Origin of the sequence: Niallia sp. (assembly GCF_031978665.1) — a bacterium.
GTDB lineage: Bacteria > Bacillota > Bacilli > Bacillales > Cytobacillaceae > Niallia.
In genome coordinates this window covers 97,225-122,952 of sequence record NZ_DALZDK010000003.1, presented here as the reverse complement: position 1 = coordinate 122,952, position 25,728 = coordinate 97,225, and the positions used below count along the sequence as shown (strand labels likewise).

At 35.4% G+C, this 25,728-nt stretch carries 20 protein-coding genes; 18 read left to right on the top strand and 2 right to left on the bottom strand.

The features are described 5' to 3' along the window. Positions 1–63: 63 nt before the first annotated feature. From RTL21_RS02710 to dgoD, 7 genes are all read left to right on the top strand, one after another. Positions 64–1,677: a lactate permease LctP family transporter gene (locus RTL21_RS02710; RefSeq protein ID WP_312093156.1), complete on the top strand. Its 1,614-nt coding sequence runs from the start codon at positions 64–66 to the stop codon at positions 1,675–1,677. 290 nt (positions 1,678–1,967) lie between these two features. Beyond that, positions 1,968–3,368: a PTS system trehalose-specific EIIBC component gene (gene treP / locus RTL21_RS02705; protein ID WP_312093066.1), complete on the top strand. Its 1,401-nt coding sequence runs from the start codon at positions 1,968–1,970 to the stop codon at positions 3,366–3,368. A gap of 106 nt (positions 3,369–3,474) precedes the next feature. Beyond that, entirely contained in the window at positions 3,475–5,160 is a 1,686-nt protein-coding gene (locus RTL21_RS02700; protein ID WP_312093064.1) for a glycoside hydrolase family 13 protein, read from the top strand. A 116-nt stretch (positions 5,161–5,276) separates the two neighbouring features. Further along, complete coding sequence (locus tag RTL21_RS02695) at positions 5,277–5,558, top strand: excalibur calcium-binding domain-containing protein (protein ID WP_396954413.1); 282 nt, start codon at positions 5,277–5,279, stop codon at positions 5,556–5,558. Positions 5,559–6,055: 497 nt separating this feature from the next. Next, a complete protein-coding gene (locus RTL21_RS02690; RefSeq protein ID WP_312093062.1) occupies positions 6,056–6,709 on the top strand; it encodes a bifunctional 4-hydroxy-2-oxoglutarate aldolase/2-dehydro-3-deoxy-phosphogluconate aldolase in 654 nt (217 codons plus the stop codon). 18 nt (positions 6,710–6,727) lie between these two features. Further along, positions 6,728–7,735 carry a 2-dehydro-3-deoxygalactonokinase gene (locus tag RTL21_RS02685; RefSeq protein WP_312093060.1) on the top strand — a complete coding sequence of 336 codons (1,008 nt, stop codon included), beginning with the start codon at positions 6,728–6,730 and terminating at the stop codon, positions 7,733–7,735. Positions 7,736–7,809: 74 nt separating this feature from the next. Next, positions 7,810–8,958, top strand: a complete 1,149-nt coding sequence (dgoD, locus tag RTL21_RS02680) for a galactonate dehydratase (protein WP_312093058.1) — start codon at positions 7,810–7,812, stop codon at positions 8,956–8,958. Between the two features lie 158 nt (positions 8,959–9,116). Here dgoD and RTL21_RS02675 read toward each other — a convergent pair whose 3' ends face one another. Then, on the bottom strand, positions 9,117–9,788 hold the full coding sequence (locus RTL21_RS02675; RefSeq protein ID WP_312093056.1) for an NAD(P)H-dependent oxidoreductase: 672 nt from the start codon (positions 9,786–9,788) through the stop codon (positions 9,117–9,119). A gap of 291 nt (positions 9,789–10,079) precedes the next feature. On the opposite strand from RTL21_RS02675, the gene RTL21_RS02670 reads away from it, so the two are divergent. Beyond that, positions 10,080–10,655 (top strand): TetR/AcrR family transcriptional regulator, encoded by a 576-nt coding sequence (locus tag RTL21_RS02670; RefSeq protein WP_312093054.1) that lies wholly within the window; start codon positions 10,080–10,082, stop codon positions 10,653–10,655. A gap of 37 nt (positions 10,656–10,692) precedes the next feature. After that, positions 10,693–12,144 carry a DHA2 family efflux MFS transporter permease subunit gene (locus tag RTL21_RS02665; protein ID WP_396954416.1) on the top strand — a complete coding sequence of 484 codons (1,452 nt, stop codon included), beginning with the start codon at positions 10,693–10,695 and terminating at the stop codon, positions 12,142–12,144. A 183-nt stretch (positions 12,145–12,327) separates the two neighbouring features. On the opposite strand, the gene RTL21_RS02660 is transcribed toward RTL21_RS02665, so the two are convergent. Next, a complete protein-coding gene (locus RTL21_RS02660) occupies positions 12,328–13,002 on the bottom strand; it encodes a YesL family protein (protein WP_312093050.1) in 675 nt (224 codons plus the stop codon). Positions 13,003–13,387: 385 nt separating this feature from the next. On the opposite strand from RTL21_RS02660, the gene RTL21_RS02655 reads away from it, so the two are divergent. The 9 genes from RTL21_RS02655 to RTL21_RS02615 all read left to right on the top strand — a co-directional run bounded on the left by RTL21_RS02655 (position 13,388) and on the right by RTL21_RS02615 (position 25,657). Beyond that, the gene (locus RTL21_RS02655; RefSeq protein ID WP_312093048.1) at positions 13,388–14,725 is read left to right on the top strand and encodes a glycoside hydrolase family 30 protein; all 1,338 of its coding nucleotides are present in this window, start codon (positions 13,388–13,390) and stop codon (positions 14,723–14,725) included. 41 nt (positions 14,726–14,766) lie between these two features. After that, a complete protein-coding gene (locus RTL21_RS02650; RefSeq protein ID WP_312093046.1) occupies positions 14,767–15,822 on the top strand; it encodes a LacI family DNA-binding transcriptional regulator in 1,056 nt (351 codons plus the stop codon). Between the two features lie 87 nt (positions 15,823–15,909). Continuing rightward, the gene (locus RTL21_RS02645; protein WP_312093044.1) at positions 15,910–16,827 is read left to right on the top strand and encodes an ABC transporter permease; all 918 of its coding nucleotides are present in this window, start codon (positions 15,910–15,912) and stop codon (positions 16,825–16,827) included. A gap of 9 nt (positions 16,828–16,836) precedes the next feature. After that, positions 16,837–17,763: a carbohydrate ABC transporter permease gene (locus RTL21_RS02640; protein ID WP_312093042.1), complete on the top strand. Its 927-nt coding sequence runs from the start codon at positions 16,837–16,839 to the stop codon at positions 17,761–17,763. Between the two features lie 221 nt (positions 17,764–17,984). Next, positions 17,985–19,613: a type 2 periplasmic-binding domain-containing protein gene (locus RTL21_RS02635; protein ID WP_312093040.1), complete on the top strand. Its 1,629-nt coding sequence runs from the start codon at positions 17,985–17,987 to the stop codon at positions 19,611–19,613. A gap of 93 nt (positions 19,614–19,706) precedes the next feature. Further along, positions 19,707–22,040, top strand: coding sequence for a glycoside hydrolase family 2 protein (locus RTL21_RS02630; protein ID WP_312093038.1), 2,334 nt, complete (start codon positions 19,707–19,709; stop codon positions 22,038–22,040). A gap of 259 nt (positions 22,041–22,299) precedes the next feature. Then, entirely contained in the window at positions 22,300–23,226 is a 927-nt protein-coding gene (locus RTL21_RS02625; protein ID WP_312093036.1) for an ABC transporter permease, read from the top strand. Continuing rightward, entirely contained in the window at positions 23,226–24,167 is a 942-nt protein-coding gene (locus tag RTL21_RS02620) for a carbohydrate ABC transporter permease (protein ID WP_396954412.1), read from the top strand. Before RTL21_RS02625 ends, RTL21_RS02620 begins: the two co-directional genes overlap by 1 nt. A 23-nt stretch (positions 24,168–24,190) precedes the next feature. Then, positions 24,191–25,657, top strand: coding sequence for an ABC transporter substrate-binding protein (locus RTL21_RS02615; RefSeq protein ID WP_312093032.1), 1,467 nt, complete (start codon positions 24,191–24,193; stop codon positions 25,655–25,657). Positions 25,658–25,728 lie beyond the last annotated feature (71 nt).

The following is a 25,728-nucleotide window of genomic DNA, read 5'->3' as shown; positions in this document are numbered from 1 at the left end:
AAGAGTATTAATTCTAGTTTCCTTGCAACTGCAGTTAATCGTGTAGGAGGAGAAAAAAATAAAATGACACCTTGGAATCAAGTATATCATCCATTAAATAATTTATGGATTTCAGCATTGGTTGCTGCAATTCCTATCATATGCTTTATCTTATTGTTGACGGTGATGAAACTAAAAGGATATATTGCTGGTGCATATAGTATGGTCATTGCTGCACTAGTAGCTATTTTTCTTTATAAGATGCCAACAATCCTTGTGTTAATGGCAGCTTTTTATGGGATCATAGCTGGTATATGGCCGGTAGCTTCTATCGTATTTGCAGCAATCTTCCTTTATAAAATAACGGTTAAAACAGGAAAATTTAAAATAATTGAAAATAGTATTTCTTTTATCACCTCTGACCAACGATTACAAGTAATTATTGTAGCTTTCTCTTTTGGAGCGTTTTTAGAAGGTGCTGCTGGTTTTGGAGCTCCAGTTGCTATTACAGCTGCAATTTTAGTAGGTTTAGGCTTTAGCCCTGTATATGCAGCAAGTCTATGTTTAATCGCAAACATTGCTGGTGGTGCATTCGGAGCAATGGGAATCCCAGTTACCGTCCCTTCTATACTAACAGGGCTAGATAGCTTAATGGTCGGTAGGTACACAGCTATGGTTATTCCTGCTATTAGTATACTTGTTGCGTTCTTACTAATAGGTATCATCGATGGATGGAAAGGAATTAAGCAAACTTTTCCTGCTATTTTAGTCAGTAGTATGTCATTTGCTTTCACACAGGCAGTGGTGCTTTACTTTGTTGGTGCAGCTTTAGCAGATATTTTTGCTGCGATTGTCAGCTTGATAGTTCTTGCATTATTTTTACAAGTCTGGCAGCCAAAAGAAATATATCGAATAAAAGAAGAAGAGGGAGCGCAAAAAAAGAGCTATTCTTTAGGTTCCATTGCTTATGCGTGGCTGCCTTTTATTTTTTTAACAATTATTGTTACTCTATTTAATTTATCCATTGTAAAAGATTTATTTAGTCCGGGAGGCCCATTAGAAAAACTGGTTTTTTTACTTCCGATTCCATTTTTAAACAATAATGTTATAAAGTTACCACCTATTGTTCCTGTGGAAACACCATACTCGGCAGTATTTAAATTAGATTTATTTTCATCTACAACTACGGCAATCCTCATAACAATTATAGTTGCATGCTTTCTTTTTAAATGTAGTAAACAGTTGTTAGGAGAAACATTGAGAGAAACCGCAAAAGAATTATTTTCTCCTGTATTAACGATTTGTAGTGTGTTAGCTTTTGCCTATATTTGTACTTATTCGGGTATGTCTTCCACACTTGGTTTGGCGTTTGCCTCTACAGGAAATATCTTCCCATTATTTTCGCCTGTTTTAGGATGGTTAGGTGTATTTTTAACTGGTTCGGTTGTAAATAGTGGTTCGTTATTTGCACCATTGCAAGCTGTAACAGCATCTCAAATTGGGATAATTTCTGAAAAAATGGTTGCAGTGAATGTAATGGGCGGTACGATGGCAAAAATGATTTCTCCACAGTCTATTGCCGTTGCAGCTGCTGCAGTAGGACTTTCAGGACAAGAAAGTAAATTATTTAATATCACCATAAAATATAGCATCATTTTACTTGTGTTAATTGGCATAATTAGTTGGCTTTTGTTTTAGGTGGCCGATACAAAAGTATATCCTGAGATTTTTATGATTTCTGTACGTTTTTTTGCATATTTAACAGACAGAATGGATTACTAGGTTTGTTAGAAAAATGAAATGTATTTCTAATAAAAAGGAAAAAAATGAAATTGTAAACGTATAAACTTTTCTATTGACAACTTGTATATACATCTATATTATTATAAACATATCTTGTATATACAAGATTCGGCAATTTGGTGAAAACGCTTTTAATAATTAGAAAATAGAATTTATCTTTATCATAGAGTAGGGGGACACATAGAATGAGCGTCGATAGACAGCAAGTTAGCGACATAATTGAAGCAATTGGCGGCAAAGAAAATATTTCGGCTGCAACACATTGTGTGACAAGATTAAGATTTGCATTAGTAGATGAGGGAAAAGTAAATAAAGAGAAGCTGGAATCAATTGATTTGGTTAAAGGTTCATTTTCAACGAATGGACAGTTCCAAGTAGTAATTGGTCCTGGTACGGTAGAGAAAGTATACAAAGAATTAATCAATCAAACAGGAGTAACAGGAGGCTCAAAGGATGACGTAAAAAAAGCTTCTGAACAAAATTTAAACCCATTACAGCGCGCTGTAAAAATGTTAGCTGATATTTTCATCCCAATTTTACCTGCGATTGTGACAGCAGGTTTACTAATGGGGATTAACAATGTATTAACTGGGGAAGGTATCTTTTTCGATCAGTCAGTTGTACAAGCGTATCCACAGTGGGCAGATATCGCTAGCATTATCAATTTAATTGCGAATACAGCGTTTACTTTTTTACCTGGATTAATCGGATGGTCTGCAATGAACCGATTTGGCGGCAGTCCTTTATTAGGGATTGTTCTAGGATTAATGCTTGTTCATCCAGATTTATTAAATGCATGGGGATATGGAGCGGCTGAAGAAATTCCAACATGGAATATTTTCGGATTAGAAGTAGAGAAAGTTGGTTATCAAGGACAAGTTTTACCAGTACTTATTGCATCTTATGTATTAGCAAAATTAGAAATTTTCTTAAGAAAAAGAATTCCGGATTCCTTCCAAATGCTATTTGTGGCGCCAGTTGCCTTATTAATCACAGGATTTGTATCTTTCATTGCAATCGGGCCAATCACATTCTTTATTGGTAACCTGATTACAGATGGTGTTGTAGCTATCTTTGATTTTGCTCCAATTTTAGGAGGATTAATTTATGGTGGTCTATATGCACCACTTGTTATTACTGGAATGCATCATACTTTCTTAGCAGTAGATTTACAGTTAATCGGAAGCACTGGCGGAACATTCTTATGGCCAATGGTTGCTTTATCCAATATTGCTCAAGGTTCAGCAGCCCTTGCGATGTTGTTTGTAGTAAAGGATGAAAAATTAAAGAGTTTATCTATCACATCAGCTGTGTCAGCTTATCTTGGTGTAACAGAGCCAGCATTATTTGGGGTAAACTTACGATTCCGTTTTGCTTTCATTTCAGCCATAATCGGATCTGCAATTGCCGGTGCCTTTATTTCCATTCAAGCAGTAAAAGCACCTTCGATCGGAGTAGGAGGATTGCCAGCATTCCTTTCTATTTTCCCGGAAAATTGGGGATCATTCTTCATTGGAATGGCTATTGTAATAATCGTACCTTTCCTTTTAACACTATTATTCGGTAAAGTACGCAAAGTACAATAATCAATAAAGGGAAAACTAGATAACAGAAGATATCAAATGAAATGACTCATATTGGTATCTTCTGTTGTTTTATTTTATGTGCAGTGAATAAAAAGGAGATATTATCATGAATAAAAATAAAAGATGGTGGAAAGAAAGTGTTGTTTATCAAATATATCCGAGAAGCTTTATGGACAGTAATGGGGATGGGATTGGTGATTTACAAGGAATTATTTCTAAATTAGATTACCTAAAAAATCTAGGCGTAAATGTTATTTGGCTATCGCCAGTTTATGAATCACCGAATGATGACAATGGCTATGATATAAGTAATTATCAAGCGATTATGCGCGAATTTGGAACAATGAAAGATTGGGATGAACTTCTTCAAGAAATTCATCGACGTGATATGAAATTAATCATGGATTTAGTCGTAAATCATAGTTCAGATGAACATAAATGGTTTGTAGAAGCAAAAAAATCAAAAGAAAATCCTTATAGGGACTATTATATTTGGCGAAAAGGAAAAGATGGAAAAGAGCCAAATAACTGGTATTCCAATTTTGGTGGTTCTGCGTGGCAATATGATGAACAAAGTGATGAATATTATTTGCATCTTTTCTCCAAAAAACAGCCAGATTTAAATTGGGAAAATCCGAATCTTCGTAATGAAATCTATGAAATGATGCAATGGTGGTTAGATAAAGGAATTGATGGTTTTCGAATGGATGTTATTAACTTTATCTCCAAGCCAGAAGAACTGCCCGATGGAGAACCAAAGCCAGGGAAAAAATATGCTTCTGGAAGCAAATATTATCGAAATGGACCGAGAATCCATGAGCATTTACAAGAAATGAATAACAAGGTTCTATCCAAATATGATGTAATGACAGTAGGGGAAATGCCTGGTGTTACCCCAGAATTAGCTGAAATATATACAAAAGAGGAAAATAAAGAATTGAACATGGTATTCCAATTTGAGCATATGGGATTGGATAATGGACCAAATGGGAAATGGGATTTAAAACCCCTTGATTTGCTTGATTTAAAGATAAATCTCACGAAATGGCAAAAGGCTTTAGAGGATAAAGGATGGAACAGTCTGTATTTCAACAATCATGATCAGCCTAGAATTGTTTCCCGTTTTGGAAATGACGGTGCCTTACGAGTAGAATCTGCTAAAATGTTGGCGACCTTGCTACATATGATGAAAGGAACTCCTTATGTTTACCAAGGAGAAGAAATCGGTATGACCAATGTTCAATTTGATTCCATAGAGGATTATCGAGACATTGAAATTCATCAATTTTATCAGGAACAACTAAAAGAAGGAATGCCAGTAGAAAAAATTATGGAAAGCATTTATGCAAAAGGCCGAGATAATTCCCGAACACCGATGCAGTGGGATAATACGGAAAATGCAGGATTCACAACAGGGACACCTTGGATAAAGGTAAATAACAATTATAAAAAGATAAATGTCCAAGATGCAATCACTGACCCTGATTCTGTCTATCATTATTATCACAAGCTTATTGAGTTAAGAAGAGAACATGAAGTTATCGTTTATGGAAGCTATGATTTGCTGTTGGAAAATCATCCAGAGATATTTGCCTATAAGCGTACTTTGGATGGAGAAACACTTGTTGTTATTTGTAACTTTAGTGAGAAAGAGATAGAGACGGACCTTGTACAAGAACTGTCCTATAACTCAAGCCAATTGTTAATAAGTAATTATCATGATACGGATGTGGAAGTAAAGGGAGCGATGCTGCTTCGACCATATGAGGCGAGGGTATATTTGCTTAAATAACGAAAAGATATGATTATGCCTAAAGGGAAAATAAAGAAGAGACTGAGACAAAACTTTCTGATGCTGAAAGCCAAGCAAAAGAGTATGAGGATAGCAAAAAAAAGTACAAAGAAAAAGTGGATACTCTAAAAAGTGAAAAAGAGTCACTGGAGAAGGAAATAAGTAATTTAGAAGAAGAAGTGGCTTCAGCAAAATCACAATTAAGTTCTTCTAGTACTGCTTCGAATTCTAGTAATTCATCAAGTTCTAATAGTACTTCAACAATTAGTTCAGGCAACAATGACTTTGCTAACTGTACAGAGTTAAGGACGGTTTATCCTAATGGAGTAGCAAGTTCTCATCCTGCTTATACATCTAAAATGGATCGGGATAAAGATGGATATGCTTGTGAGAGATAGTATTATACAAATAGTTTGATGGAATTAATAGATACGGAAAATAGGAAAAGACACAAGTTCACTTAACTGAATTTGTGTTTTTTTATTTTTTATCTGGTTTTGTAAAAATGATTATAACTCGTGAAAGGTTTATAGTCAGAAGTCCATAAAGGAACTGTCCTTCTGATTTCTTTGTGGGCCTATCAAAAGAGGATTATCTTTATTTTTATCGAATTCATAAATGAAAGCGTTTTACAAGTTCGATTTTAAGATATATGGAATTACTAGCAGCTTTATATTTGGTTTCTTGGTATGTCTAGGTCCAGTGGAATCATATATTGATAGCAAGGAAGCAAATCATTGAGTGAGACTGTAGAGTACAAAATGATTTAGGCAACTTAAATTATTTGGAGTTCAGCGAATAACTTAGCATGAAATGGAGTATTCAAATGTGCAGAACATCAATATGTGAGCGCTGTAATACCTCTTGTAAAAAACATAAAAAAGGAGTGGTTTAAATGGAGTCTGTATTGCAAACGTTAGGACAAGAAAAGATTATTTCAGCAATAAGAATTCAAACAGGAGAATATATTAGCCAGATTGTTGAAAGTTTGTATAACGGTGGAGTGAAAGTAATTGAAATAACCATGAACACCCCTAACGCTTTAAAGCACATCGAAAAAATCAAAATAGATTTTCCAGATGTGCTTATAGGCGTTGGCACTGTATTGGATGAAGAAACGACAAGGTCGGCTATTTCAGCAGGTGCTTCCTTTATATTATCTCCAACTCTGCACGAAGCCTCTATGAAAATGGCAAATCGATATAATGTTCCTTTTATCCCAGGTGTTTTAACACCAACAGAAGTCCTTCAAGCCTATGAGTACGGTGCTAAAGTAGTTAAAATATTCCCTATCAGTTCACTAGGACCAAAGTATATTAAGGATTTGAAAGCACCTTTGGCTCATATAGACATGATTCCAATGGGGGGAATAACGGTGGCAAATGCTTCCGAATTTTTGAAAGCTGGCAGTTTTGCTTTAGGGATTGGCTCTACTTTGGTTAATGATAAATTGATAAAAGACTTAAATTTTGAAGAAATAGAAAGACGGGCAAAACAACTTGTGAATACTGTTCAAACTTATGAAAATGCAATAACAACTACTCTTTAGAGTAAAGTGGTGAAAATAATGAAGATTATTACAATCGATGCTGGTACGACTAATTCAAGAATTTACTTAATAAATGAAAAAAATAACCATATTATTGATGTGGTTAAAAAGAATGTTGGTGTAAAGAACATAGCCATTAACGGTTCAGTGGATGTTTTGAAAAATGAACTTTCTTTTGGGATAGAAGAGATTGTTCAGCGAAATGACTGTAATTTTCAAAATATCCATTATATTGTCGCAGCTGGCATGATTACTTCGAATCTAGGATTAGTGGAGGTTCCTCATATTGCTAGTCCTTGTGATATGAAAGATTTTGCAACAGCATCTGTTGTAAAAATATTACCAGAGTTCTTTAACATTCCGTGCATTTTTATTCCAGGAATGAAAAACTCCATACCGGAAGATCAAGTATTAGGTTTTAGAGAAGAATTAAATAAACTGGATGTTATGAGGGGAGAAGAGGTAGAGACAATTGGGCTAATAAAGCAACTTCAATTAAAGGGGAAGGGCATTATGATTTTACCAGGATCTCATACTAAATATGTTTTAGTTGAAGATGGTTTCTTATTATCCTGTTTATCAACTTTAAGTGGAGAAATTCTATATGCTATTCAAAAAGATACTATTCTTTCTAGCTCTATTACAAAAGAATTAATAAAGGTAACGGAACAGGATGCTTTATTAGAGGGCTTCCATTCTAGTGAAACGAATGGATTAGTTCGAGCATTATACCAAGTGAGATTATTACAACTATTTGAAAAAATGAATGATAATCAACGTGCCAATTTTTTAGTGGGTGCTGTTTTGGCATCTGATATAAAAGCGCTGAAAAAGTTAGAGGCAGAAATGAATCCAGATTGGATTGTAGTGGGTGGTGGAGACCCTTTGCGAACATCCTTTGTAACTATTTTGAATCATTTACATTATTCCAATGTAATAGAAGCAACGGATGGTCAAGTGAAATTAAGTACTATCTTAGGCGCGAAAGAAATAGCAAATAGGAAGATAAACAATGCAATTATATAAGTTAATAATTGAATAAGGAAATGAATCAATAGGTTAAGAAGCAAGTATTCTATTAAAAAGGCGGTTTAGAAACGATGAAAATTATAAATTATGAGTTGTTTACAGTTCCACCAAGATGGTTATTCTTAAAGATTCAGACAAGTGAAGGTATTGTTGGATGGGGGGAGCCTGTTGTAGAGGGAAGAGCCCATACGGTTAAAGCTGCTGTGGAAGAATTAATGGAATATTTAATTGGTAAAGATCCGCTAAGGATTGAAGATCATTGGAATATGCTTTATCGATCGGGCTTTTACCGAGGGGGTCCTATCTTAATGAGTGCTATAGCAGGTATTGATCAGGCTCTTTGGGATATCAAAGGGAAATATTATGGGGCTCCTGTTTATGAATTAATGGGTGGAGCTTGTCGTAACTCCATGCGTGTTTATTCATGGATTGGCGGAGATCGCCCATCAGACGTAGGCAAGGCAGCTAGAGAAGTGGTGGACGCTGGATTTACAGCAGTTAAAATGAATGCGACAGAGGAATTACAGTATATCGACACCTATATGAAAATTGATCAGGTTGTCGAGCGTATCTCAGCCGTCCGAGATGCTGTTGGCAATGACGTTGGAATCGCGATAGATTTTCATGGAAGAGTACATAAGCCAATGGCGAAAATTTTAGCAAAAGAGCTAGAGCCATTTCGTCCAATGTTTTTAGAAGAACCAGTGCTTGCGGAAAATAATGAAGCCTTGAGAGAAATAGCTAATCATACTCATATTCCCATTGCAACAGGAGAAAGAATGTTTTCGAGATGGGATTTTAAATCAACATTAGCAGACGGCTATGTAGATATTATTCAGCCAGATCTTTCACACGCAGGAGGAATTACAGAAGTAAAGAAAATCGCATCCATGGCAGAAGCATATGATGTTGCTTTAGCACCACATTGTCCTCTTGGTCCTATAGCACTTGCAGCATGCCTGCAAGTTGATGCAACCTCTCATAATGCATTTATTCAAGAACAAAGTTTAGGTATTCATTATAATGAGGACAATGATATTCTTGATTATCTTAAAGACAAAAGTGTATTTGCGTACAAAGATGGATTTGTAAAAATTCCTCAAGAACCAGGTCTTGGTGTGGAAATTGATGAAGACTATGTTCGTGAAAAAGCGAAAATTATTCATAATTGGAAAAATCCAATTTGGCGTCATAAAGATGGAAGTATCGCAGAATGGTAATTGAATGCTATCGCAGAATTATTGGTAGAAAATCGGTTGCTAGCTTTATTTAAGAAATCCGTAAACAGGCAATATATTTTTCGTTTTTGATACTTCCCCCGCTTTATTGCATAGCTTTTAAAGCGGGGGTTCAAAGGAACTTTACATCGAATAAACTCCTAAACCCACTTCACCACATCATCAAATGCTTTCCGTGTTTTCGGATGCGGTTCTTTCGCGCGATAGCCAAATGCTACCATAACGGAGATTCCTAAATGACCGTTTTCTAAAAGACCTTCTGAATCTAATAGCTGATTCATTTTTTCGATATGGAACCCTTCAATTGGACAAGAATCAATTCCGATTTGGGCAGCCGCTGTCATCATATTTCCAAGAGCAATATACGTTTGTTTAGAAGCCCAGTCGAATAATGCGCGATCGTTGTCTAAGTGGAAATCGCCTTTTTGGAATTCTTCAATGCGTTCGATCATTTTTGGAATGATTTCGGCAGGCAATTTAGAGACATTCGTCAATTGATTTTTTAAATAGGCAGAATCATACACTGTATCCAATTTTGTTCTAGCTAATAAAATAACAAAATGACTTGCTGCTGGAATTTTTGTATAAGCTCCCCAAGAGGATTGTTTGATTTTATCGAGTAATTCTGGGGTTTCAATCACAAGAAATTTCCAAGGCTCTGTACCGAATGAGCTGGGGGAAAGACGGCCTGTTTCTAAAATAAAGTGCATGTCATCTTCTGAAATTTTCTTCGTAGGATCAAACTCCTTTGTAGCATGACGAAAGTGATAAGCATCAAGAATCTCTTGTTTTAATTCTTCTTTATTACGCATAATATTTCTCCTTCCATATACCTTCTCTAATTACCCATTATTCTTTAAGATAACCAATTTACGAAAGAGTATATCAAAGAGAGAGAATACTTTCTAAGAATCTGTTTGATATTTTTAAAGAGGGAATCCACCATGTGAATGAAAACGCTCACTTTAAAAAGCATGTAAAGAAGCGGTATTTTTTGAATAAAAAGAAGAAAAAATCATATAGTAATTTCTTGACACTACCTATTTCACTCATTATTATTATGTAGACCAGTTGTTATATTTTTTGAAAAAGAGATGATTCTAATGAAGAAGGGTAACAGTAAAAGAGAAGCTATTCTAGAGACCGCAGCTAAACTATTTCAGCTACAAGGATTTCATGCTACTGGGCTTAATCAAATAATTGATGAGAGTGGTGCTCCAAAAGGTTCCTTATATTATCACTTTCCAAATGGAAAGGAAGAAATTGCTTTAGAAGCAATTAAGCGAATGCGGGAGCTAGTAGTGGAAAAAATGAAAGGGGACTTATACTGCGGCGATACACTGGTGTCTGCTTTTCAACAACATGTGAATGCTATTGCAAATGAGTTTGATCAAATGGGTACCAGTGCACTCGAAGGTCTGCAAATTAGTTTGATTGCCTCGGAAACGGCGTTAACACATGAAACGCTGCGCTTGGCATGTGATGCTACATTTACAGATTGGCAGGCTCTTTATACGAATCGATTAGAGGATTTTGGCTTTGAAAAAGAGCTGGCAAAAGAGTTGGGCATTACTTTGAATGCAATGATAGAAGGTGGCTGCATACTTGCTCTGACGAATAAGAGTGGTAACCCGCTTCGTTGTATTTCGAATCAAATAGCAGTGCTGTTAAGACAATAATCTTTATGGATATTAAAGGAGGAAAAGGAATATGACAATGGATATTCCCGCTAAAGGCGAAACAATGGGAAAAAGTGAGTTTAAGACGATTCCTATTATCGCATCTTTTTTAATTGCGGGCTTTGTTGGATTATTTAGTGAAACGGCACTGAATATGGCATTAAACACAATTATTACGGATTTTGGAATTAAGGAAACAACCGTGCAATGGTTAACAACTGGGTTTTTATTAACGCTTGGTATATTAGTTCCAGTATCTGGTCTTATTTTACAATGGTTTACGACAAGACAGTTATTTATAGCTTCTCTTGTCTTTTCGATTTCTGGAACGATAATAGGGGCGATTGCGCCAACGTTTAGTTTGTTAATGATTGCTCGTATCGTTCAAGCAGTTGGAACGGCACTATTATTGCCGCTTATGTTTAATACTATTCTCGTGTTAATCCCTCCACATAATCGTGGAAAAGTAATGGGAATGATGGGGCTAGTAATTAGTTTTGCTCCAGCAGTAGGACCAACTATTTCTGGTTTAATCCTTCGCTCTCTTACATGGCACTGGATTTTCTGGGTATCTCTCCCATTATTAATTGTTGCACTTGTTTTTGGTTTTGTATTTATGCAAAATGTAACGACACCTACTAAGCCTAAGATAGATATCCTATCAATCATTCTATCGACGATTGGATTCGGTGGAATTGTTTATGGATTCAGTAATGCTGGAGAAGGCGGAGGCTGGGGAAGTCCAGTAGTCATTCTTTCTATCGGTATAGGGCTTGTTGCATTAATCGTTTTCTCTATCCGTCAAGTGAAAATGAAACAGCCAATGATGAATTTGAGTGCTTTTAAATACCCGATGTTTGTATTGGGTCTGTTACTTCTTATGATTATTATGATGGTAATGCTTTCGTCTATGATCCTATTACCACTATATTTACAAAATGTTCTGGCATTAAGCACGTTTACAGCAGGATTACTACTTTTGCCAGGTGGATTAATCAATGGATTCTTATCACCTATTATGGGAAGCCTTTTTGATAAGTTTGGACCTAAATGGTTAGTTATTCCGGGCCTTGCGCTAGCAACTCTTTCTTTATTTGGATTTTCAACCATTGATATTGATACATCATCAGGCTTTATTATTGGTCTTCTGATGGTCTTAATGATTGGAGTATCTATGGTAATGATGCCAGCACAAACAAATGGTCTCAACCAATTGCCGCCAGAATTGTATCCACATGGAACTGCGATTATGAATACATTGCAACAAGTAGGTGGTGCGATAGGAACGGCGATTGCGATTTCTTTATTGACTACAGGTTCAAGCAATTATTTAAGTGATGCAGCAGATATGACCAATCCATTAACTCCATTGCTTGCCTTTACAGCAGGGGTACAAAAATCATTTAGCTTTGCGATTATTGTTGCTGTAATTGGTCTTGTTCTATCTTTCTTTATTAAACGTGTGAAAGTAGATCATCCATCTCATTAATAAGTAAGCAATTGGAAAATGAAAATCGATTGTAAGAATCTAGTTCAGCGCCTAAAAAAGTGCTGATCCGATTCTTACAATCGCTTTTTTATCTTGGCATTAAACCATTTCACCAATTACCCATAAAGGATGTATTTTTATTATATGGAAGAGTTTTTCTTTCTCCACAGACCTATCTACATATTACGAAGTTGAAGTTACCCCACGATGAAAGATGAAGAAAGATCCGTACGCGCAAATGGATCCAAATCCTAAGAATAGCAAAAAAGGTAAGAGGTTAAAGCTTATGTAAAAACAGGCAATACTAATAAAAGCAATACCTAGTGTATGAACGGGACGACCCAAAGTTAGTAAGAAAGCATTTTTCATAGTCTGAAAAAGTGTTCCCTCATAATGTACAGAGAGAGAGAAAAAGTTAATCGTGATCACCACCATAAACAGGGCTACAACTAAAAATAGATAATAAAAAGGTGACTTTATAGTGGAGAAGTAGTAAAAATCTAAAATCAGAAATAGCCAAACGATAGTTAAAACAATTCCTCCTAATAAGCTGCGTAAATAATTCTCTTTATAAAATTTCCAAAAAGAAGGAAACAACTTAATTCCTAGTTCACCTTGGACCCATTTTCGTGCTATACCAAACAGAGCAGTGGTAGATGGGAAAAGGAGAAAAGGTGATAGGATGGCAATTAATGGGATAATAGCGAGCAATTGTTGTGGCTGTGTACTAACAAATAAGTGAAACGCTAAGTAAAAGATAGGAAGGTTAAACAGTAGCCAAATAATATTTAAAAAAGCAATTCTTGTAATCCATTCTGAAACAATAAACAGGCGAGTTACTATATTTTTTGTCTCCATTAAGAGTTCCTCCGATTCCTTTTTATAATAAAATTAAAACGTTTTTATCTATTGGTGATAATTCTATTATTACATGTCCCATTTAATTGGTAAATAAAATAATATTAATTGTTTTATTCTAAAATTTTTATAGCAAATACAAAAAAACACGAAAAAGGTATTGTCACTAGAATAGTAAGGTGTTATTCTATAAACGAATAAAACGTTTTTATAGATAAAAGATAAATCGTCATCATTTATCTAATTATTTCGTTTTTAATTTATTTCACCCTTTTCGCAAACGCTTTATATCAATATTTATGAATTAACCTACCTAAAATGTGGGTATTTTTAATAAAATGAATAAAAACGTTTTTATTTTTGTGTTTAAGAAGGAGTGTACTAGATGAAGATTAATTTATCCACAACCACATATGAAGATAACAAACTACTAACAAAGGATTCTGTAGCTGAATTTACAAAAGATAATAATATTGAGATGAAGGTAGTGAATATATATCCCGAATTAGAGTATCAAACTTTTGATGGATTTGGTGGTGCTATTACCGAGGCCGCTGGCTTTACATATTCGAAAATGAGTAAGAGTTCACAACAGAAGTTAGTAGATGCCTATTTTGGAGAGAACGGCAATCGCTATAATCTTATTAGGACTCATATAGACAGCTGTGATTTTTCTGTGGGTCAATATGAGGCAATGAGTAATCCAGAGGATAAGGAATTCAAGACTTTCTCATTAGCTAGAGATGAAGAATATATCCTGCCGTTATTGAAAAAAGCGCTGGACGTTTCCGATAAGCCGATAGAATTAATGTTATCTCCTTGGTCCCCACCAGCCTTTATGAAAACAAACGAAGAAAGAGTAAAGGGGGGCAAGCTAAAGCCAGAATATCAACAATTTTGGGCTGAGTATATCTGTCGCTACATAAAGGAATACCAATCAAAAGGTTTTCAAGTAAAAATGTTAACGATTCAAAATGAACCCAATGCGAAACAAACTTGGGATTCTTGCTTATATACAGCAAACGAAGAAAAAGAATTTCTAAGAAACTATCTATATCCTACTCTTCAAAAAAATAATTTAAGTGAGATAGAAGTATTCATTTGGGATCATAATAAAGAAAGAATGTATGAAAGAGCTGCTACGATAATTGATGATCAAACTGATAAAATGATTGATGGTGTAGCTTTCCATTGGTATACGGGTGACCACTTTGACGCCATTGGTCTAGTGCGAGAGAAATTCCCAGAAAAAAAATTAATTTTTACAGAAGGTTGTGTTGAATACAGTAGATTTAACACTGCTGGTCAATTACAAAAAGCCCAAATGTATGCCCATGATATTATCGGCAATATCAACGCTGGCATGAATGCATTTATTGATTGGAATATTATTCTAGACAGACAGGGAGGACCGAATCATGTTGGCAATTATTGTGATGCCCCAATTATGTGCGACACAGAAAATGATCAGATCATGAAAAATCTTTCTTATACTTATATTGGCCATTTCAGTCGATATATCAAACCTGGAGCAAAAAGAATAGCTTCGACTAAATATACAGATAAGTTAGAGATTGTTAGTATGAAAAATCCTGATAATCAAATTGTTCTAGTCATGCTTAATCGATTCGAAGAAGATTTACCAATTGCATTGCGATTGAATGGAGAAGTTAGTCAATTTACTATCGCAGCTAATTCAATTGTTACGGCTGTACTAGCTTAATTCCCGCAGTGACACAAACAACTATATATGATATAAAGAGTATGTATAAAAATAAAAACGTTTTTAATCACGAGGAGGTGGTTCCTATTTCTAAAGTTACCATTAAAGATGTTGCAAGAGAAGCTGGGGTATCAATCTCTACTGTTTCCAATGCTTTGAACGGGGTCGATGTCCTGCATCCAGATACAAGAGACCATGTATTAAATGTCGCGAAACGATTGAATTATATTCCGAATTTAAATGGGAAGAATCTGAAATCAAATGCGACAAAAGTAATTGGTCTATTCATCACAAGCATGAAGGGACCATATTATGATCAATTGGTTGATTCTATCTCAAAGGAATGTGAAAAGTTAGGTTATGAACTAAATATTTTTATTACGAAAAATGACCGAACTGCCTTAAGTAATATTTTAGGGAAAAGAGTAGATGGAGCCATTATCTCCAATGAATTTATCGATGAACAAGATGTTGCAGTTCTTGAAGAATCTGGGATTCCAGTCGTATTTATTGATCGAGAAAGAGTAAGCAAAACAAGTTCATCTGTTATCTTTGATTCCTATAAAGGTGGGCAAGATGTAGCTCGTTATCTTCTTAATCTTGGGCATAAACGGATCGGATATATTAGAGGGTTTGATCATTTGTATGATGATATAAAGCGATATGAAGGATTTAGAGATACATTAGCCGATGCAAATATTTCCTTCTATGAAGAAGACTTATTAATCGGATATTTTGAAGAGGAAGCAAGCTTTAGTGTGGTAAAAGCATTTGTGAGAAGTGGAAAGGACTTGCCTGATGCCTTTGTGGCTGCTAACGATCTTAGTGCAATTGGCTGCATTAAGGCATTGAAGTCAGAAGGGATCTTGGTTCCAAAAGATATTAGTGTGATTAGTTTTGATGATATCGATTTAAGCGAATACTTTACTCCCCCGTTAACAACAGTAAATAACCCCATAATCATGCTTGGGAAGCTTACGGTAGAAAGACTGCTTGGCATTATTAAAGGAGAAGGTATAGGGAAACTGGATAAACTGGAAGGAAGCTTAATTGTCAGAGATTCATGCGCTATCAATAAAAGCATACTAATAAGGTGATATTTTATGTATTACCTTATTGAATGAAATGAAAACGCTTCATTATGTGTTTTAACATTTTAATCCGATTTATAAGGAGGTATTTACATGAAAAATAGCCGCTTTGGGAAGGGATTTAGGGCACAGCTACCGTTACAAATGATGGTTTTGCCAGGCATTATTTTTATGATTGTCTTCTGTTATGTCCCTATTTACGGAATTGTGATTGCTTTTAAAAGTTATTCGGTAACGGATACGATTGCTTCTGCTCCTTGGGTAGGTTTAGAAAATTTTAGAATTGCCTTTTCTGATAAATTCTTTTGGGAATCAGTAGTTAATACACTAGCAATCAGTTTTCTGAAGCTATTGATTGGTTTTACTGCGCCTATTATTCTCTCGATTCTTATTTTTGAATTAAAAAATGGCTGGTTTAAAAAAATCGTGCAAACTGTCTCTTATTTACCACACTTCTTGTCTTGGATTGTAGTAGGAGGAATGCTGTTAAGCTGGTTATCCACAACAGGAATTTTCAATGAGCTATTAGTTGGGGTTGGAATATTGGATCAACCGCGGAATTTCATGATTGAGGCTAATAGCTATTGGCTAATCGCTGTATTATCAGACGTATGGAAGGAAGCTGGTTGGGGAACGATTATCTACTTAGCAACTATGTCAGGAATTGATCCAACCTATTATGAAGCTGCAAAAATAGATGGAGCAACGAAGCTTCAACAAATTTTCCATATAACACTACCTTTAATGAAGTTTATTATTTCCTTAATGTTTATTTTGGCAGTTGGTGGTTTGTTGGGATCTAACTTGGATCAAACATTAGTATTAATCAACCCGCTAAATACATCACATGCGGAAGTGATCAATTCTTATGTCTATAAAGTTGGATTGGCGCAAGGTGACTTCTCCTATGCAACCGCTGTAGGGTTAGCAGTCTCTATTGTATCGTTAATACTTGTGTTAGTAACCAATAAGTTTACTAAAAAAATGAATGATAATAAGTCTGTTTTCTAGGAGGGTGTCATGAAAACAAATCCAAATATAACGGAGTTAAATCCAAAAGTTTTTCGCAAAAAAAATCAAAAGCTAAAAGAAAACAGAGTCTTTAATATTGTGAATATTATCTTTTTAACGCTATTTACTATTATTATCATCTATCCAATCTGGAATATTGTTGTTAAATCATTTAGTAGTCCAGATACCCTTTATCATGTCGGTTTAAAACTGTGGCCGGAGGATTTTTCAATCATAAACTATAAACTCGTATTCAATGATCCTACTATCTGGAATGCATTTATGGTTTCAGTTTTAAAGACTGTGATTGGAGTTTTTACACATGTGCTTTTAACAGCCATGGTTGCCTACGGTATGAGTAAACAAAATCTGATTGGTCGTAACTTTTACACGGTTTTAGGTGTGGGAACAATGTTTTTCAGCGGAGGAATGATTCCAACTTATTTATTAATGAGATCTCTTGGATTACTTGATAGTTTTTGGGTTTATATTATCCCATCGTTATTTAGCTACTACGATATGCTGATATTGATGAACTTTTTCCGTGAGATCCCTCATTCGCTAGAAGAATCAGCGAAAATGGACGGTGCAGGTGTATGGACCATCTTTATGCGAATTGTCCTTCCGCTTTCCACACCTGTATTAGCAACAATTGCCTTATTTAATGGTGTGTTTCAATGGAACGATTATATGACAGCAAAATTATATATTAGCAATGAAGCTTTGTATCCGATTCAAATGAAATTATATGAGATTATTGTGCAAACTCAAGCTGCTGCTAATATGCAAACGGCAACTTCTGTGGTTATCCCAACAACCTCCGAATCTATACAATTAGCTACTATTGTGATTGCGACTGTACCAATTGTCCTTGTTTATCCTTTTCTGCAGAAATATTTCTTGTCAGGAATGATGATTGGTGCAGTTAAAGAATAGGATGGCGATTTTTTCATCTAAAGTATAAAGGAGGTGGTTAACTAAGAAAACGCTAACATAATTTGGCTCCGATAAGTTATGTAGAGGATATTAAGGGAGAAATGATTTGGTCTAAGAACGTTACTTCATAATAGTGGCTGTGAAAAAGATAGATAGGAACTTTCATTTGCCACAAAAGATAATCTACTTTTATAAATACCAATTATAGGGGAGGCTTTATCATGAATAAATCAATCTATCGGATCAGTTTGGTCTTCTTATTAGCTATATCGCTAATACTTACGGGCTGTAGCAATAATTCGAAAAAGACAGAGGCTAATTTAGAAGAAGAGGCAAGATATACAATTGATGAGAACACCCCGGCATGGAAACTAGATAAACAAGAAAATACCGAGTTAACTTGGTATGTGAATGCAGAGTGGTGGAATAAGGATTACGGCAATGATACCATTACGAAAAAATTAAAAGACGATCTTAACCTTGATATTAAATTTTTAACCGGTGATGATACGAAGTTAAATACATATTTCTCCGGTGGAGACTTACCAGATATAGTAACTATTTTTGGCGGGAATACGAAGGCAGCATTGGATGCAGAATCTTGGGCACTTCCATTAAATGAGTTAGCGGATAAATATGATCCCTATTTTTATAAAGTAGCACAACAGCAAACTTTGGATTGGTACAAATTAGAAGATGGAAACACATATGGCTATCCGAGTTATTCGAATACACAAGAGCATTATGAGAGCGGAGCAATTCCAGGTAATGATGCATTTATCATTAGACAGGATGTATATAAAGCAATTGGCAGTCCTGATATGTCAACACCGGACGCGTTTTTAGCTGCTTTAGACAAAATAAAGAAACAATTCCCTGATTTAGTTCCTTTTGGGTTTAAGGGATTCTCAGCTGCCGGGGATGCTGGATCTTTAGGTGCTTCATTCCAGAATCATATTGGGGTTCCGATTACAACAAATGATGGAAAATGGAATGACAGAAATCTAGATGAAGACTATTTAACATGGGTTAAAACATTTAATGAAGCATATAAACTAGGCTATTTAAATGATGATACTTTTTCAGATGATGGTCCATTATTTGAAGAAAAAGTTTCTAATGGTAGATATGCGACAATTATGGCCAGTGGTGTAGCTCAGCTTTACACTTTCCTGCAAAAAAATCTTGCCGCACATCCTGATCAAAAATATATTGCCATCGACGGTCCGAAGAGTGCAGTAGGAAACGAACCAACCTTGACTCAATCCGGAATCTCTGGCTGGTCTGTAACCTATATTTCGAAAAAAGTAAAAGATCCTCAAAAGGCAATTCAGTTGTATACGTATTTATTAAGTGAAGAAGGACAGTATTTAACAACATTTGGCGTAGAAGGGGAAACATTTGAATTTAATGAAGAAGGAAAAGCAGTCCTATTACCAGAGATAGCAAAATTGCAACAGGATAATCCAGATGAATATAAAACGAAGTATCGTTTAGGCGAATTCTGGTTTTTTGGGCATGACACATTTAAAGTCCAGCATGGGGAAGTGGAGCCACTTGAGTCTACGGAACAGATTCAAGCTTGGGGAACGCCATATTTAAAACCGCAGTTCGTTATTGAAAATATAGATCCAGATCAAGGAACAGCAGAAGCTAGATCTTTAACAAATATTAATTCCCAATGGGCAACAACATTAGCGACGTTATTAAGAGTTAAAAATGACGAACAATTTGATCAAGTTTTAAATGACTATAAGAAATTTTTGGATGGAAATAATTTTGATTCGATTGTGAAAGTCCGCAATGAAAAAATGGAAAAGAATATTGAAAAGCTTGGTTTAGATAAATAGTAACGATTCGGAAGAATGAAGGGAGTATCTCTCCTTATTCTTCCTTTTTAATAGTTACATCTACTAAATAAATAGACTGGATGGTGATGATGAGTGTCAAAAATATCGATACAAGAGAAAGAAAAGAATGTTGGTAGTTTATCAGCTTCCTTACAATTAAAGGAGATAGATGGAAAAACAATAGCCTTTCAAAATAAAATTCCTTATCCATCCTTTGAGCCGCAAAATAGATTAGTATTTTCTCTTGCAGGCTTGTGGAAGAAGAAGCGTTTTGAAGCAGATCATGATTGGTCTTTATCTTTTCGTGATGATAAGTGGATACAAAGGACTGAAGAGGATGCACAGGGGATTACGAAGTCAGAGTTTGATGATGATAAGTGGGCAACACATCCTTTGCCACTATCTGAAAACAAGTTGACAGGAAAAGAAGAAAAGGGAGGGGCAGAAACATACGAAAATGGAGTGTGGTATCGTAAAACCTTTGAATTAGATACTGATTGGGAGGGGAAAAGCATTTCCCTAAAATGCTTAGCTGTTTCCTATGTGAGTGATTTCTGGATTAATGGGCAGTATGTTGGCTACCATGAAGGAGGCTATACACCCTTCGCATTTGATGTCACTGCCTTTATTAAAAGCGGAGTTAACACCATTACTATCCGTGTGGATAATCCCCCTTGGACAACAAGAGTAGACACCGTTCCTGCTCAAAATAATGATTTTTTCAACTATACAGGTGTTATCCATGATTTATATCTAGAGGCAACGAAAGGAGTCCATGTAGCAAGAGCAGATATTGTTCCGAAAAATTTGCAGGGAGATGTAGAAATTTCGGTAACATTAGAAAATCGCTTGGATCAGGAAGCAGAGGTGATATTAAATGGTGAGCTGTTCGATACAGATTATCAAACAGAAAACTGGCTAGCAAGTCCTTCTGCTGAAAGTATCTGTAATAATTTGCTGGTTGTGTCAGGGATGGAAGAGACTAAAGTAGTGCTGAAGAAAAAGGAAACGAAAGTCATGACCTATCATGTCAAAATAGAAAATCCGAAGCTATGGAGCATTAGAGAACCAAATCTATATGTTTTTGCAATTGAGCTATCCTCTAATCAGAGAAAAATAGATCGGTTTGCGACACAGTTTGGGATTCGTACACTAGAAGCGAAAAAGGCAAACATCCTATTAAATGATAATCCTGTGTTTCTAGCAGGCGTTGCTAGACATGAGGAATGGCCAGATTGCGGTAGGACAGCTTCTTGGAATCGCATCAAAGATGATTTGTTGAAAATTGCTGATTTGCAAGTCAATCTAATCAGAACTGCCCATTATCCAAATCATATCTATACCTTTTTACTTCTTGATCGAATAGGCTTGCCTGCGATGAGCGAAATCCCGCTTTGGCAGTTTGGAACGAGCCATTATCAAGCACAAGAAAAGAGAAAAATATCTTATCAAATGTGGAGGGAAATGGTTTTTTCTAATTATAACAGGCCTTCTATAATGATGTGGAGTACACAGAATGAATCAAGCGATATTCTATATCGAAAAGCATATAATGAAAAATTAGTGAAGGAGTTAAAGGAAACTTATAACGATGGTAGATTAATCACACAAAGTGCGGCGGCCGACCAGCCTGGTTATGAAGATGCCTCAATGGAACCACTAGATGTAGCAGGCTGGACGATGTATTTTGGGATTTTCCATGGCAGTACCCCTTATGAAGGAACACGTAACTTTATTGAGCAGGCACATGCCAAATGGCCAGATAAGCCAATCATAAATACCGAATATGGAATTTGGAGCAATGCGGACGATAGTTTCCTTGAGAAACAAGTAGAAATATATAGGGATGTACAGCATGCCTTACTTGAAAAGGCTACCGTCTTTCCGAAAGGGCTACTAAATAAAGAAGGCTATATTGCAGCTATTGATTATTGGACAGCGTTTGACTGGTATGTTAATCATAATAATTTCTATCAAACGATGGGAATGTATCGTATGGATCGTAAAACAACGAAGCCATTGTATGGTGAATTTGTGAGAGATCACGAAAGATTAATGGAAAAGACAAATGGCATAGGGATAAGCGGTTCTTCTGTAAAGTCGATTGAATTGAATGGGATAATAGATCAAGCAGAAATGGGAAGTGTGATATATACTTTACAGCAGCCTGTTGATCTCTCAAAATATCATTATTTGGTTATTAGAGTATTAGATAAAGAGAATGAAGCTGGATTTGATATTGAAATAAGGAATGGAGAGGGAAATAGTACTTCTTATCGAACATATGGGATGAAAGCAAATCAAATGTTTGATGTCTATATTCCTCTTTGGACAATGGAGCAACATGTCATTTCTCAGGCAACTGCCATAAAATGCGGCTTTGAAGAAAATCGTAGTCTAGAGGTCTTTGAAATGTACAGACTTTAAGGTATAGCTAGACCTTTAAAATGTTGATATGGAACGCTTAGGACTTTTTGTCTTAAGCGTTTTCGTGATATTAAGGTAAATCACTAAACACGTTGAGTTGTTAGAATAAAAGGTACTTGACTCTAATGTAAAGCACATCCCAAAAACATATAATTCGTTTATTTTTTCCTATAATTTGTTTATTGGTTCTGATTCTCCTCAATATTATAATTTAGATATACGAAAGAAAACGTTTTCTAAGAAAGGGGGAGATGGAAGAATGGCCATGTTAAGAAATTTGTGGAGGAATAAGGCGTTTTTATTAATGGCATTGCCAGGCACCGTTTGGCTAATATTGTTTTTCTATATTCCAGTATTTGGGAATATAGTCGCATTTAAAAATTTTCACTATTCAAGTGGCGGTTTTTTTCAAAGTTTGCGAGAAAGTCCTTGGGTTGGATTTGATAACTTCAAATTTTTATTTTCTTCAAATAATGCTTACTTGATTACGAGGAATACAGTCTTATATAATGTGGCCTTTATTGTTTTAGGGTTGATTTTTGCTGTCTTTCTGGCAATTGTGCTTAGTGAGCTACGCTCGAAAAGAATGATTAAAATCTATCAAACATCGATGCTATTTCCGTATTTTTTATCATGGGTTATTATCAGTTATTTTGTATTTGCATTCTTGAGTCCAGACAAAGGTTTAATGAATAGCATCATCGCCCTTTTTGGCGGAGAAGAAATTAATTGGTATAACGAGCAAAAATATTGGCCATTTATCTTGATTATGTTAGGAATATGGAAGGGTGTCGGCTATAATAGCGTCATTTATTTCGCGAGCATTATGGGAATCAACTCAGACTATTATGAAGCTGCAATGGTAGACGGCGCATCAAAGTGGCAGCAGATAAAAAATATTACGATTCCCCAGCTAATACCTTTAATTTCAATCCTATCTATTCTATCTGTAGGAAATATTTTCAGAGCTGATTTTGGATTGTTCTATCAAATACCGCGAAACTCTGGTGCTTTATACGAGGTAACTAGTGTATTAGATACATATATCTATAACGGACTAACGAGTACTGGAGATATCGGGATGACCGCTGCTGCAGGTCTTTATCAATCTGTTGTTGGCTGTATTTTAGTAGTGTTAGCTAACTTTATTGTTCGCAAATTTGATGAAGAGTCAGCACTGTTTTGATGAAAGGGGGTCCAAATCACACCGTGAAAAAGAAAAAAATTGAACATGTACAAGTGCGAACCTTTAATAAAAACACGAACATCTTTTTTAATATTATGGTAGGCTTGTTTGCTTTCTCTTGTATCTTTCCATTTCTATTTGTCATCATTATTTCCTTTACAAGTGAAACCTCCCTTTTAACGAATGGTTATGCATTGTGGCCAAGTGAATGGAGTATAAAAGGTTATACCTATTTAGCTGATTTGAAAGACCAGATTATTCAATCTCTATTTATTACTGTATTTGTTACAGTTGTTGGAACTTTCATTAATGTTGCTTTTACATCAAGCTATGCCTATGCCATTTCTAGACCTAATTTTCGATATAAGCGATTTTTTACAATCTTCGCGTTAATTACGATGTTATTTAGTCCTGGTATGGTACCGAGCTATATTGTTATGACAAATATGCTACAGTTAAAGGATACAGTGTGGGCCCTTATCCTTCCTATGGCTTTAAGTCCATTTAACATCATTGTAATGCGAACATTCTTTAGAAGACAGGTTCCAGAATCGATTATTGAATCTTCTCGTATTGATGGTGCAAGTGAAATGAGGATATTTACACAGATTGTATTACCCTTAGCTGTTCCTGGAATTGCAACTATTAGCTTATTTGCTGCATTAGGATACTGGAATGATTGGTTTAATGCACTACTATATATTCAAAGCGATAATCTGGTGCCACTTCAATATTTATTGATGAAGATTCAAAGTAATATTGATTTTATGACGCAAAATGCTGGTTTAAGTGGGAACTTATCGGGTGGTATGGCTGCTATTCCGAAAGAGGCTACTCGAATGGCAATGGTTGTTATTTCTACTCTTCCGATTGCTTGCAGCTATCCATTTTTTCAACGGTATTTTGTTAGTGGCTTAACGATTGGCGGGGTAAAAGAGTAATTAAATAAAAGGGGGATATGTAAATGAAGATGAAGAAAAAAGTTCCTTTTCTGCTTGTACTAATGTTGCTGGTTGGCACCGTGTTAGCAGGCTGTAGTCTAAAAGGGAATTCTACAGTTGATAACAATTCCAAAGATGGAGTAACCACTTTATTGATGTATCAAATTGGGGATAAACCGGAAAATTTTGATGTGTTAATGGATAATGTGAATAAGAAAACGGAAAAGGAAATCGGCGTTCGTGTTAATTTACAATATATTGGCTGGGGAGATTATGAGAAAAAGATGTCAGTCATCGTGTCCTCTGGTGAAAATTATGATATAGCTTATGCGAATAATTACGTAACAAATGCGCAAAAAGGAGCTTATGCAGATTTAACGGATTTACTTCCGAATCATGCGAAAGAAGCATATGACATGCTAGATCCTGCTTATATTGAAGGAAACACAGTTAATGGTAAGCTTTATGCTTTTCCAGTAAACGGCAATGTGTATGCACAAACGATGTTCTCCTTTAATAAGCAGTATATAGATAAATACAACCTAGATATTTCTAATGTGGAAGCATACAAGGATCTAGAGCCTCTTTTAAAAGTAATCAAAGAAAATGAAAAAGATGTGATGCCGTTCTCCGTGGGTCAAGGGTTCCGCGTTTTACCAAATATGGATTTTGTATTAGGAAATGGCATGCCTTTTGCAGTGGATTTAAATGGAGATACATTGAAAATTATTAATCAGTATGACAATGAACAAATGAAAGAAAACTTAAGAATCATGCACCAATACTATAATAAAGGATATATTGCAAAGGATGCAGCAACAAGCAATACCGAATATCCTTTAAACAGTGGCACATGGTTTGTTCGTCAAGAAACACAAGGGCCGTATGACTACGGTGATACACTATTATCAACAGTAGCAGAGCAGCCGATTGTATCAAAGGCTATTACGGATCCAATTAAATCAACTGCACAGGCGCAAATGGCAAACTTCGTTGTTTCTAGTAATTCTAAGAATAAAGAAAAAGCAGTAGAATTCTTAGGTCTCTTAAATTCTGATCAAGACCTATTAAATGGATTGATTTATGGAGAAGAAGGAAAGGCATGGGAAAAGGTAGGCGATAATCAGGTAAAATTGCTAGATGGCTATAAATCAAATAACCATATGGCAGCTTGGAATACAGGAAATAACAAAATTGTTTATGTTCAAGATTCCATTACAGATGAACAAATCAAACAGAGAGATGAAAATATTGCGAACGCAACAAGCTCACCAATTCTTGGTTTCACATTTAATACTGACTCCGTAAAAACGGAAATTACAAATATTTCGAATGTGATGAGTCAATACCTTGATGGCTTAAATACAGGAACATTGGATCCGGATAAAGCGATTCCAGAATTAAATGAGAAACTAAAAGGTGCTGGATATGAAAAAGTCCGTGAAGAAATGCAAAAACAATTTGATGCATTTCAAGCATCTAAAAACTAATCTTCAAAAGGTGCGTTAGCTCTAGTTAACGTGCCTTTTTTCATCATATAATAATAGAAAGGAGAATAGAC

Coding starts and splice junctions, on each gene's coding strand:
- RTL21_RS02640 (WP_312093042.1), top strand. CDS start 16,837: ATGAAAACAAATCCAAATATAACGGAGTTAAATCCAAAAGTTTTTCGC.
- treP (WP_312093066.1), top strand. CDS start 1,968: ATGAGCGTCGATAGACAGCAAGTTAGCGACATAATTGAAGCAATTGGC.
- RTL21_RS02625 (WP_312093036.1), top strand. CDS start 22,300: ATGGCCATGTTAAGAAATTTGTGGAGGAATAAGGCGTTTTTATTAATG.
- RTL21_RS02635 (WP_312093040.1), top strand. CDS start 17,985: ATGAATAAATCAATCTATCGGATCAGTTTGGTCTTCTTATTAGCTATA.
- RTL21_RS02650 (WP_312093046.1), top strand. CDS start 14,767: ATGTATAAAAATAAAAACGTTTTTAATCACGAGGAGGTGGTTCCTATT.
- RTL21_RS02655 (WP_312093048.1), top strand. CDS start 13,388: ATGAAGATTAATTTATCCACAACCACATATGAAGATAACAAACTACTA.
- RTL21_RS02660 (WP_312093050.1), bottom strand. CDS start 13,002: ATGGAGACAAAAAATATAGTAACTCGCCTGTTTATTGTTTCAGAATGG.
- RTL21_RS02620 (WP_396954412.1), top strand. CDS start 23,226: ATGAAAGGGGGTCCAAATCACACCGTGAAAAAGAAAAAAATTGAACAT.
- RTL21_RS02700 (WP_312093064.1), top strand. CDS start 3,475: ATGAATAAAAATAAAAGATGGTGGAAAGAAAGTGTTGTTTATCAAATA.
- RTL21_RS02675 (WP_312093056.1), bottom strand. CDS start 9,788: ATGCGTAATAAAGAAGAATTAAAACAAGAGATTCTTGATGCTTATCAC.
- RTL21_RS02615 (WP_312093032.1), top strand. CDS start 24,191: ATGAAGATGAAGAAAAAAGTTCCTTTTCTGCTTGTACTAATGTTGCTG.
- dgoD (WP_312093058.1), top strand. CDS start 7,810: ATGAAAATTATAAATTATGAGTTGTTTACAGTTCCACCAAGATGGTTA.
- RTL21_RS02670 (WP_312093054.1), top strand. CDS start 10,080: ATGAAGAAGGGTAACAGTAAAAGAGAAGCTATTCTAGAGACCGCAGCT.
- RTL21_RS02665 (WP_396954416.1), top strand. CDS start 10,693: ATGGATATTCCCGCTAAAGGCGAAACAATGGGAAAAAGTGAGTTTAAG.
- RTL21_RS02685 (WP_312093060.1), top strand. CDS start 6,728: ATGAAGATTATTACAATCGATGCTGGTACGACTAATTCAAGAATTTAC.
- RTL21_RS02645 (WP_312093044.1), top strand. CDS start 15,910: ATGAAAAATAGCCGCTTTGGGAAGGGATTTAGGGCACAGCTACCGTTA.
- RTL21_RS02690 (WP_312093062.1), top strand. CDS start 6,056: ATGGAGTCTGTATTGCAAACGTTAGGACAAGAAAAGATTATTTCAGCA.
- RTL21_RS02710 (WP_312093156.1), top strand. CDS start 64: ATGACACCTTGGAATCAAGTATATCATCCATTAAATAATTTATGGATT.